The sequence below is a fragment of the Brachybacterium sp. HMSC06H03 genome (genome assembly GCF_001807385.1).
Taxonomy (GTDB): domain Bacteria; phylum Actinomycetota; class Actinomycetes; order Actinomycetales; family Dermabacteraceae; genus Brachybacterium; species Brachybacterium conglomeratum.
On the sequence record NZ_KV788797.1, the window covers coordinates 1 to 10,540 of the forward strand.

Annotated in this window: 6 protein-coding genes; 2 read left to right on the plus strand and 4 right to left on the minus strand. The window is 73.9% G+C overall.

Going from position 1 to position 10,540, the window contains the following annotated elements; translation table 11 throughout:
• The first annotated feature begins 118 nt into the window (after nt 1-118).
• The gene (locus HMPREF3159_RS08920) at nt 119-3,358 is read left to right on the plus strand and encodes a GH92 family glycosyl hydrolase (protein WP_070500708.1); all 3,240 of its coding nucleotides are present in this window, start codon (nt 119-121) and stop codon (nt 3,356-3,358) included.
• Here the strand turns inward: HMPREF3159_RS08920 and HMPREF3159_RS08925 are convergent.
• From HMPREF3159_RS08925 to HMPREF3159_RS08940, 4 genes are all read right to left on the minus strand, one after another.
• Entirely contained in the window at nt 3,292-4,149 is an 858-nt protein-coding gene (locus HMPREF3159_RS08925) for a YwaF family protein (RefSeq protein WP_070500709.1), read from the minus strand. The genes HMPREF3159_RS08920 and HMPREF3159_RS08925 overlap by 67 nt on opposite strands.
• 115 nt (nt 4,150-4,264) lie before the next feature.
• Nucleotides 4,265-6,400, minus strand: a complete 2,136-nt coding sequence (locus HMPREF3159_RS08930) for a PTS fructose transporter subunit IIABC (RefSeq protein ID WP_070500710.1) — start codon at nt 6,398-6,400, stop codon at nt 4,265-4,267.
• 47 nt (nt 6,401-6,447) lie between these two features.
• Nucleotides 6,448-7,404, minus strand: a complete 957-nt coding sequence (locus tag HMPREF3159_RS08935; RefSeq protein WP_070500711.1) for a 1-phosphofructokinase family hexose kinase — start codon at nt 7,402-7,404, stop codon at nt 6,448-6,450.
• Nucleotides 7,401-8,162 (minus strand): DeoR/GlpR family DNA-binding transcription regulator, encoded by a 762-nt coding sequence (locus HMPREF3159_RS08940; RefSeq protein WP_070500712.1) that lies wholly within the window; start codon nt 8,160-8,162, stop codon nt 7,401-7,403. Before HMPREF3159_RS08940 ends, HMPREF3159_RS08935 begins: the two co-directional genes overlap by 4 nt.
• A 205-nt stretch (nt 8,163-8,367) precedes the next feature.
• On the opposite strand from HMPREF3159_RS08940, the gene HMPREF3159_RS08945 reads away from it, so the two are divergent.
• On the plus strand, nt 8,368-10,515 hold the full coding sequence (locus HMPREF3159_RS08945) for a BCCT family transporter (RefSeq protein ID WP_070500713.1): 2,148 nt from the start codon (nt 8,368-8,370) through the stop codon (nt 10,513-10,515).
• Nucleotides 10,516-10,540: the final 25 nt, after the last annotated feature.

Here is a 10,540-nt window from a genome sequence, read left to right on the forward strand (position 1 = left end):
TGGGCCGACGGATCGGCGCCGACGGCCTCGCAGTCCACCCTCCGCGCGTGCCCGCTCCCGTCGTCCCGCCCGCGCACGCCTCACCCGTCCTGCCTCCCCGTCTCGCTACGCTGGCACGATGATCCTCACCCCGGACCAGGCACCCGTCGGCTCCCCGCGCCCCGCCCGCCCGGGCGGCGAGCTCGAGCCGATCACAGCCGTGCGCTACTCGACCGAGGCGGGGGAGCGCGCCGAGCAGGCGCTGCCCGCCGAGGCCGGAGCGGCGGGGATCGTCGGCCGCACCATCGCGCCCGGCGAGGTGCTGCGCTGGTTCGTGCACCCGGTCCTTGACGAGGAGCTGAGCTGGGGCGCGACCCATGTCGCGCTCGACCTCGTCCTCGACGACGGCTCCCGCCTCTCGCAGCACGAGCCCCGCGACCAGCACGGCTCCCTCGCCACCGCCCGCGGCCTCGGCGAGGCGAGGATCCTCTACGCCGACCAGTGGAACGACGTCCAGGTGGGGCTCGAGGCGCTCGTCGGCCGCCGGATCGAGGAGGTGCTGGTCGAGGTCGACGTGCCCGAGGACCACGAGGCCGATCTCCTCGAGGACCTCGAGTCCGAGCCCGGGGAGGCCGCGCCGCCCGCCCCGCTGCACGGCTGGATCGACGGCCCCTCCCTCGCCGTGCCGCCCGCGGACCCGCCGCTCGAGGACCCCGTCGCCTGGGTCGACACCCGGCGCGGCACCCGCTCGGCCTTCGAGTTCTCGCGCGGGAACACCCTGCCGATCACCGCCCTGCCCAACGGCTTCGCGAAGTTCACCCCCGCGACCGACGCCCGCACCCGCCGCTGGATCTACCAGCACCACCGCACCCATCTCCAGGGCCTGTCCCTCACCCATCAGCCGAGCCCCTGGATGGGCGACCGCCACCAGCTGGTGATGATGCCGCTGCTGGGCGAGAGCCCGGACGCGAGCCCCGCCGCGCGCGAGCGCGCCTTCACCCACGAGGACGAGACCGCCCGCCCCGACCTCTATGCCGTCGCCCTCGAGGGCGGGATCGGGATGCGGCTCGCGCCCACCGACCACGGCGCCGTGTGCGAGATCTCCCTGCCGGAGGACTCCGGGCCCGGCCACCTCCTCCTCGAGGGCGTGGACGCGCACAGCCGCCTCGACGCCGCCGGCGCCGTCTTCGACGGGCGGGTCCAGGGCTGGATCGACTCCTCGCCCCAGGAGGGGTACGACCGGGCCGACGGGGCGACCCGCATGTTCGTGCTCGCCGAGGTGCAGCCCGCCCCCGTGCGCGTCGGCCGCGCGGAGGGCGACAGCGGAGGCAGCGTGCTCAGCTTCGCGCCCGGCACCCGCACCGTCACGGTCCGCCTGGCGACGAGCCTGCTCGGCCAGGACCAGGCCCAGCGCACCTTCGCGCTCGAGCTCGCCGGACGCACCCTGGAGCAGGTCCGCGAGCAGGCCCATGCCATGTGGACCCGCCGCCTGCAGGTGCTCGAGGCGCCCGGCGCGACCGCCCCGCAGCGCCGCACCCTGTACGGCAGCCTCTACCGCCTGAACCTCTACCCGTCCTCCCACTGGGAGAACCGCGGCACCGCCGAGGTGGTCGAGCCCGTCCACGCGAGCCCCGTGCTGCCCGTGCGCGGCGCGGCGACCGACACCCGCACCAACGCCGAGACGGTGCCGGGGCGGATGTACGTCGACCACGGCTTCTGGGACACCTATCGCACCGCCTGGCCCGCCTACGCCCTGCTCTACCCCGAGCTCGCCGCGGAGCTCGCCGACGGCTTCGTGCAGCAGCACCGCGAGGGCGGCTGGATCGCGCGCTGGTCCTCACCCGGCTATGCCGACTGCATGACCGGCACCAGCAGCGACATCGCCTTCGCGGACCTGCAGGTCAAGGGCGTGCCACTGCCCGATCCGCAGGCGACCTACGAGGCCGCGCTGCGCAATGCGACCGTCGCCCCGCCGCAGCCCGAGGTGGGCCGCAAGGGCGGGGAGACCGCCGTGTTCCGCGGCTACGTCGCCACCGACGCCGAGGTGGGGGAGAGCGTCTCCTGGAGCCTCGAGGCGCACATCAACGACGCCGGCATCGCCGCGCAGGCGGCGCTGCTCGCCGAGCGGGCCGAGGCCGAGGGGGACCGGCTCCGCGCCGAGCGGCTGCGCGGCGAGTCCGCTTATCTCGCCGCGCGCAGCGCGAACTACGCCCTGCTGTTCGACCGGACGACGGAGTTCTTCCGCGGCCGACGCTCCGACGGGGCCTTCGCCGTCCCGGCCGAGGAGTTCGACCCGCTGGAGTGGGGAGGGGACTTCACGGAGACCAACGGCTGGACCTTCGCCTTCCACGCCCCGCACGATCCCGAGGGCCTCGCCGCCCTGCACGGCGGCCGCGACATGCTGCGCGGCCGGCTCGAGCAGTACCTGGACACGCCCGAGCGCGCCGACCGCCGCGGCACCTACGACACCACCATCCACGAGATGGTCGAGGCGCGGGCGGTGCGGATGGGCCAGTTCGGGTTCTCCAACCAGCCCGCCCATCACATCCCCTTCCTGTTCCACCACGTGGGGGCGCCGGAGGAGGCCTCCCGGATCGTCCGCGAGGTGCAGCGGCGCCTCTTCGTCGGCGAGCAGATCGGGCAGGGGTATCCCGGCGACGAGGACAACGGCGAGATGAGCGCCTGGTGGCTGCTGACGGCGCTGGGGCTGTACCCGCTGCAGCTCGGCACGGGCCGCTATCACCTGGTCGCGCCGCTGTTCGAGACGGTGCGGGTGCGGCCGCTGGGCCGGGAGGGCTTCACCCTCACCGCGCACGGCGCGGGCGGGGCGCCGGCCGGCGCCGAGGACGTCTGCATCACCGGGATGCGGGTGCGCGGCGCGGAGCGCGCGGACTCGTGGATCGACCACGCGGACCTCCGCGGGGAGATCGAGGTCGAGCTCGGCGCGGAGCCCGGTGACTGGGGCACGGTCCCGCCCTCGCCGACCGCGCCGGGGCAGCGGCCGCAGCCGCTGTGGGACCTCTTCGCCGCGGACCCCTCGCAACCGCTGCTGGACGACGACGCCCGCACCGAGCTCGTGCTGGAGACGGCGAGCGCCGTGCTCGACCTGCCCGAGCTCGGCGAGCCGATGCAGGCCCGCTTCCTCACCCTCACCTCCTCCGCGGAGACGGGCGGGGACCCGATCGCGTGGCGGCTGGAGGGCTCGGACGACGGCGAGAGCTGGGAGGTGCTCGACGCCCGCTCCGCGCAGCGCTTCGAGTGGCGACGCCAGACCCGCCCCTTCGAGATCGCCTCCCCGCGGCCGTGCCTGCATCACCGCCTGGTGGTGACGACCTCCGAGGGCCCGCTGCGGCTGGCGGAGCTCGAGCTGCTCGCCTGAGCGGGCACCGGCCGCCGCACGAGCCCACCGCGCCCCGAGAGCGGGGTGCCCGCACGGCGGTCGATCAGCACCCACGGCAGGGTCATCGCCGCCCACACCGCGGCGATCAGCACCGCCTCGACCAGCAGGTACTGCGGCCACGGCCCCAGCAGGTCCAGGATGCTCGGCCCGGCGGGCGCCCGGTTCAGGTAGCCGTAGTTCGCGCCGGTGAGGGTGTTGCCGGTGACGGCGATCCCCGCCCACAGCAGCGTCGCCGCGTAGGCGATCCCGTACCCGCGCCAGGTGGGCCGGTAGCCGAGCCCCCACACCAGCACCACCGGGGCGAGCACTCCGGCGCCGTGCGCGATCCAGTACTCCGCGAACTCCAGCGGCACCCACACGAAGTAGTTCAGGTCCGGGGTGAGCACGGACTGCATGTTCAGCGTCAGCCCCCAGAACCAGCACACCACCACCGCCCAGCGCGCCTGCGTGATCAGGGCGATCGGGACCAGGAAGCGCAGCGCATCCGAGTAGTGCAGCGGCAGGGACTCCTCGAGGTTCCACGCCCAGGGCATGAACCCCCATGCCGTCCAGGCCGTGGAGTTCGCCAGCAGCGCCCAGCCCGCGACCCGCAGCGCCCGGTCCACCCGGGCGCTCTCGCCGCGGCGCGCCCGGCGAACCAGGACGACGGCGGCGAGGACGAGGAGCACCAGCATCGCGAGGTGCGCGCCGCCGTAGGCGGGCATGTGCCCGATCGCGGGGGCGGCGAGGAGCGGGTCGTCGGGGGCCGGGCCGGGGCGGTCCAGATGCATCGTCGGCTCTCCTCGTGGTCGCTCGGCCCCGCCCCGTCGTCGGGGCGCACGGGCAGAGCATACGGAAGCGCCCCGCCGAGGCGGGGCGCTTCTGCACGTCTGGGGGCGGGTCCTCTCAGGCGGCGGCGCCCTGGCGGCGCAGCCCGATCTCCTTGAGCAGCGTCACGAGCGCGGCGGCGACCACCGTGCCGACCAGCAGCGCGAGCACGAAGCCCCACACCGGGCTGATCGCGAAGGCGACGAAGATGCCGCCGTGCGGTGCCTGCGAGCCGACGCCGAACGTCATGATCAGCGCGCCGGTGACGGCGCCGCCGGTCATCATCGAGGGGATCACGCGCAGCGGGTCCGCGGCGGCGAAGGGGATCGCGCCCTCGGAGATGAACGCCGCGCCCAGCAGCCAGGCCGTCGTCCCGTTCTCCCGCTCCACGGGGGAGTAGAGGCGGCGCCGCACCAGGGTGGACAGCGCCATCGCCAGCGGCGGCACCATGCCGGCGGCCATCACGGCGGCCATGATCTCGAACGCGGCCTCGGTGCCCTGGGACAGCCCCGCGGTCGCGAAGAGATACGCCGCCTTGTTCACGGGCCCGCCCAGGTCGAGGCACATCATCAGCCCGATGATCACGCCGAGCAGCACGGCGGAGGAACCGGACATGCCCGTCAGCCCGTCCTGCAGCGCGGTCATGAGGGCGGCGAGGGGGCGGCCCAGGAACAGCAGCATCAGCCCGCCGACGACGAAGGTGGTCACCAGCGGGATGATCACCACCGGCATCAGCCCGGCGAGCCAGCGCGGCGGGGTGAGGGTGGTGAACCACAGCGCGATCAGGCCCGCGAGCAGGCCCGTGATGAGACCGCCGAGGAAGCCGGCGCCCACGGCCACCGACACCGCGCCGCCGATGAAGCCGGGCGCGATGCCGGGCCGGCCGGCGAGGCCGAAGGCGATGTAGCCCGACAGCGCCGCGACGAGGAAGCCCATGCCGAGGTTCCCGAGCGTGAACAGCACCGCGCCGAGGTAGAGGGCGAGGCCCGCGCGCTCGGTCTGCGCCATGCCGGTCGCGCCCTCGTACTCCTGGTGCCCCGGCAGCGAGGACAGCGAGAACCCGGTCGCGACGTCCTGGGCGACGAAGGCGACGTCGAAGCCCGCGAGGAGGAACCCGAGCGCCATCAGCAGGCCGCCCGCGGCGACGAAGGGAATCATGTAGGACACGCCCGTCATCACGGCGCCCTGGATCGGGCGGGGCCAGGACTGGGATGTGCCGCTCTCCGCCTTCTCCGAGGTCGCGCCGCCGGCCTGCACACGGCGGGCCGACGGGTCGGAGGCCGCGGCGACCGCCTCGTCGATCATCTCCCCGCCGTGGGAGATCGCCCGTTTGACGGGGTGCTCCACGAGGGGCAGGCCCGCGAAGCGCTCCCGGCCCGAGATGTTCACGTCCGCGGCGACGATCAGGGCGCTCGCACGAGCGATCTGCTCGTCGGTGAACGGGGTGATGCCGCCGGAGCCCTGGGTCTCCACGTGCAGCTCGATCCCCTTGTCCTTCGCGGCGTTCTCGAGGGACTCGGCGGCCATGTAGGTGTGGGCGATCCCGGTGGGGCAGGAGGTGATCGCCAGCAGCACGGGGGCGTCCGCCGACGGCTCGTCCGACGGGGCGGTGCTCGACGCGGCAGCGCTCGCCGAGGCAGCGCTCGCCGAGGCGGAGCCGGAGGTCGGAGCGGCGGTCGAGGCGGCGCCCGTCCCGACCGCTGCGTCGGCGGGCTCCTCGGACGTCGCGGCGCCGGCGGCCTGCGCGTCGGTCCCCGCCTCCTCGGGGGCGACCACGTCCATGACGAGCGCGGAGACCTCCTCGGGGGTGGACGCCCCGCGCAGCGCGGCGAGGAACTCCGGGCGGATCAGGGCGCGGGAGAGCTGGGCGAGGAGCTCCAGGTGCTGGTCGTCGGTGCCGGCGGGCGCGGTGATCGCGATGATCAGATCGGCCGGTCCGTCGGCGGAGCCGAAGTCCACCGGCTCGCTCAGCCGCACGAGCGCGAGCGCCGCCTCGTGGACGGCCTCGGTGCGGCAGTGGGGGATCGCGAAGCCGCCGGGCATGCCGGTCGCGAAGGACTCCTCGCGCTTCAGCAGACCGGCCTCGAGGCCGTCGCGCTCGGCGCGGCCGGTCGCGGCGACGATATCGGCCATCATGCCGATCACGGCGTGCTTGTCCCCGGGCGGGGCGACGTCGAGCCTCACCAGCTCGGGGGTCATCAGCGCAGCGGACATGGGGGTTCTCCTTCGAACGGGCACCCTGGCGGGGCGGGTGGAGCGGGTCAGAGTCGGACGACGGCGGAGGCGTCGATCCGCACCTGGTCGGGACGGGGGATGGTGGTGCCGGCCAGGCCGACTGCGGCCGTCCCGTACGCGAGGGCGCGCGCGAGCCGGTCGGCCGGGGCCTCCTCGAGAGCGCGGGCGATGAGATAGCCGGCGGTCGCGGAGTCGCCCGCGCCGACGGTCGAGACGACGGGCCCGGGCGGGACCGGGCAGTACCAGGCCGCCCCTTCGGTCGCGAGGAGGCCGCCGGCTCCGCCGAGGGTCACGAGCACCGCGCCGACGCCGCGGTGGTGCAGGTCCAGCGCGGCCTCCGCGACAAGGTCGAGCCGTCCCGCCGCCGCCTCGGCCTCGAGCGCCGCACCGTCCGCGCCGAGGATCTGGCCGAGCTCCTCGGCGTTGGGCTTGAGGAAGTCGGGGGCGGCGCGGTCCAGCGCTGCCGCGAGCGCGGCGAGCGGGGCGTCGGAGGTGTCCACGCCCACCCGCGCGCCGCGCTCCCGCAGTGCGACGACGAGGCGCACGTACTCGTCCGCCGGCAGGCCGGGGGCGAGGGAGCCGGAGAGCATGACGCTGTCCCCGGGGCCGGCGACGGCCAGCAGCAGCTCCTCGAGGGCGGCGACCTCGGCCCGGTCCAGCGTCGCACCGGGCTCGTTGAGCTTCGTGGTGGTCTCCGGGGTGGAGAGCACGGTGAGGTTCGTGCGCACACGGCCCGCGACGGGGCTCGCCCGGTGGGGGAGGCCTTCGGCCTCGAGCAGGTCCAGCAGCGCATCCTGCGGCCCGGCGGGGAGGACGGCGGTCACGGGAAGCCCGGCGCGGTGCACGCCCAGCGCGACGTTGATCCCCTTGCCACCGGGCTGGAGACCGTCGGCGCCGATGCGGTGCACGCCGCCGGGGATCAGGGGGCCGCCGATGTCGACGGTGCGGTCGAGGGAGGGGTTCGCGGTGAAGGTGATGATCATGCGGTCAGCACCTCGATCCCGGCCTCCTCGAGGTCGGCCGCGAGCTCGGCGGGCAGGCCGTCGTCGGTGACCAGGGCGTCGATCCCGGCGGTCGTCGCGAAGGTGACCAGATGACGCGTGCCGGCCTTCGAGGAGTCCGCGAGCACGATGCGTCGTGACGCGCAGCGGGCCATCGCGGACTTCACCGCTGCCTCGTCGGGGTCCGGGGTGGTGAAGCCGGAGGGGTCGAAGCCGTTGCAGCCCAGCACGACGAGCTCGGGATGCAGCAGGCCCACCGCCTCCACGGTCCCGGCGCCGACGGCGGCCTGGGTGGTGGGGCGGACCCGCCCCGGCAGCACGTGCACCTCGAGATCGGTGTGCACGAGGGCGCCCTGCGCGATCGCCGGGGCATGGGTGATCACGGGGCCGCGCCGGCCGCTGAGGTGAGGGATGAGCTCGCCGACCGTGGTGCCCGCATCGAGCATCACCGCGGCGCGGGGATCGGCGGGCAGCAGGCTGGCGGCGGCGCGGGCGATGCGGCGCTTGGCTGCGACGTTGGTGGTGCGGCGGGCCTCGAGGTCGGGCTCGACCTCGGCGGTGCTCGGAGGAACGGCCCCGCCGTGGACCCGCACGAGCAGCCGCTCGGCGGCGAGCTGGTCGAGGTCGCGGCGCACCGTCTCGGTGGTGACGTCGAAGTCGACCGCGAGCTCGGTGACGGTCACGCGGCCGCTCGCCTCGAGCAGCTCGAGGATGCGGCGCCGGCGTTCACGGGCGTACATGGGGCACCTGCTTCGTCGGAGGTCGGACGGGGGCCGTCGCGGTGCGGGGCCGTGGACGGCCCGGCGGGATGAGAGCACCATACGCGCGAAAACCACAGAGAACAACAGTGGAAGTGCCTTTGTTTCTGTGGATGGGGTGAGGTGGGTCGGGCGAGGGGCGAGAGCGCCTCTAGAGTGAGCGAGCCGTCCACTCCCAGGAGGAACGATGACCCCGCCGGACCAGACGCCGCGTGCGAGCCAGCGTGCGAGCCAGACCGCGAAGGCCGCCGACGAGTACGCCGCCGAGCGGCGGGTGCGCCACTTCACCAGGCGCGACCAGGCCAAGCGCTTCCTCGACGAGGTGAACTACCCCCACAGCATCCATCCGGTGCTGGTGCCGGGCGTCTCCGTGGAGGACCAGAAGGTCCGCTACGGGATCGACAAGGTCATCGTCGGCGTGGTGGGCGCCGTGATCATCGGCTTCGTCGCCTGGGGCGTGCTCGCCCCGCAGCAGGTCTTCGACATCTCCGGTGCGGCGCTGGCCTGGGTGATGCACAACCTCGGCTGGGTCTTCAACGTCCTCGCCATCGGCATGGTGATCCTGCTGCTGGTGATCGCCCTGTCCCGCTACGGCCGGATCCCGCTGGGCCTGGACGGGGAGAAGCCCGAGTACGGCACCGCCTCCTGGGCGGCGATGCTGTTCGGCGCCGGCATCGGCATCGGCATCATCTTCTTCGGACCCTTCGAGCCGCTGACCTACTACCTCTCCCCGCGCCCCGGCGCCCCCTACGACGCCGGCTCGATCGCCGCGATCAAGGGCGCGATCGCGCAGTCCGCGCTGCACTGGGGGATCAACGCCTGGGCGATCTACGCGATCGTCGGACTCGCCGTCGCCTACATCTCCTTCCGCCGCGGGCGGGTGCCGCTGATGAGCGCGATCGTCGCCGGGCTCTGGGGCGGGGACTCCTCCTCGCCCGCCAGCCGCGTCATCGACGCGCTCGCGATCATCGCGACCCTCTTCGGCACCGCCGCCTCCCTCGGCATCGGCGCCCTCCAGGTCGCCCGGGGCGTGGAGATCGTCGGCGGGCTGCCGCCCACGGGCACGGCGCTCGCCATGGTGATCATCGGCGTGCTGACCCTCGGCACGATCGCCTCGGCGGTCTCCGGCGTCGCGCGCGGCATCCGCTGGCTGTCGAACATCAACATGGCGCTCGCCCTCGTGCTGGCCGTCTTCATCTTCGTCGTCGGCCCCACCGTGTTCCTCATGAACATCATCCCCGGAGCGATCACCGAGTACTTCGGCACCCTGCCCGACATGCTCGGTGCGAACATGTCCGAGGGCGAGGACATGCAGACCTTCCTCTCCAGCTGGACCACCTTCTACTGGGCGTGGTGGGTCAGCTGGGCGCCCTTCGTCGGCGTGTTCACCGCGAAGATCTCCCGCGGCCGCACCATCCGACAGTTCGTGCTCGGCGTGCTGCTGATCCCCTCCTCGATCATCGTGCTCGCCTTCGCCGTCCTCGGCGGCACCGCGATCTGGCTGCAGCGCCGGGCCAGCGAGCTCGACGCCGCCGGGAACACCGTCGGCATCGCCGACCCCGATCGCGCGATCGCGCCCGACGGGACGATCGAGTCGCTCCCCGCCCCGGAGGAGATCTTCTTCGCGGTCGTGGACCAGCTGCCCGGCGCCGGCATCATCTCCGCCGTGGTGATCGTGATGCTCGCGATCTTCTTCGTCACCTCCGCCGACTCCGCCTCGCTGGTGAACTCGCAGCTGTCCCAGAAGGGCAATCCCGCCCCGAACCGCCTCATCACCGCGTTCTGGGCGCTGTGCATGGCGGGCATCGCCGTGGTGATCCTGCTGTTCGGCGGGCAGAACGCCCTGCAGGGCCTGCAGAACCTCATCGTCGTCTCGGCCCTGCCCTTCGCCGTGGTGCTGGTGCTGATGGCGGTCGCGCTGGTCAAGGAGCTGCGCAACGACCCGATGACGATCCGCGAGCACTACCAGGAGGCCGCGGTCGAGAACGCGGTCAAGGCGGGCGTGGCGGAGTACGGCGATCACTTCGCCCTCGCGATCGAGCCGACCGCCCCGGACAGCGAGTACGCCACCGGCGGCGAGTTCGACTCCACCGCCCCCGAGGTCACCGAGTGGTACGCCCGCACCGACGAGGACGGCAACCCGATCGACTACGACTATGAGCGGGGCGTCTACCTCGACGCCGACGGCAACCCGCTGCCCGACGAGGACGAGGGCGCGGACCCCGGGGCGGACGATGCCGCGGGGGACGACTCCGCGGAGAGCTCGCTAGAGGAGGCTCCCGAGGACGGCGACGGGCCCGCACGGCGACCGGGCGGAGGCGCCGGGCGGAGCTGAGGCGCCGGGCCGGCGGCAGTGCGGG

Excerpts from the sequence above, each read along its gene's own strand:
- HMPREF3159_RS08920 (WP_070500708.1), top strand. The coding sequence starts at position 119 with ATGATCCTCACCCCGGACCAGGCACCCGTCGGCTCCCCGCGCCCCGCC.
- HMPREF3159_RS08935 (WP_070500711.1), bottom strand. The coding sequence starts at position 7,404 with ATGATCATCACCTTCACCGCGAACCCCTCCCTCGACCGCACCGTCGAC.
- HMPREF3159_RS08930 (WP_070500710.1), bottom strand. The coding sequence starts at position 6,400 with ATGTCCGCTGCGCTGATGACCCCCGAGCTGGTGAGGCTCGACGTCGCC.
- HMPREF3159_RS08940 (WP_070500712.1), bottom strand. The coding sequence starts at position 8,162 with ATGTACGCCCGTGAACGCCGGCGCCGCATCCTCGAGCTGCTCGAGGCG.
- HMPREF3159_RS08945 (WP_070500713.1), top strand. The coding sequence starts at position 8,368 with ATGACCCCGCCGGACCAGACGCCGCGTGCGAGCCAGCGTGCGAGCCAG.
- HMPREF3159_RS08925 (WP_070500709.1), bottom strand. The coding sequence starts at position 4,149 with ATGCATCTGGACCGCCCCGGCCCGGCCCCCGACGACCCGCTCCTCGCC.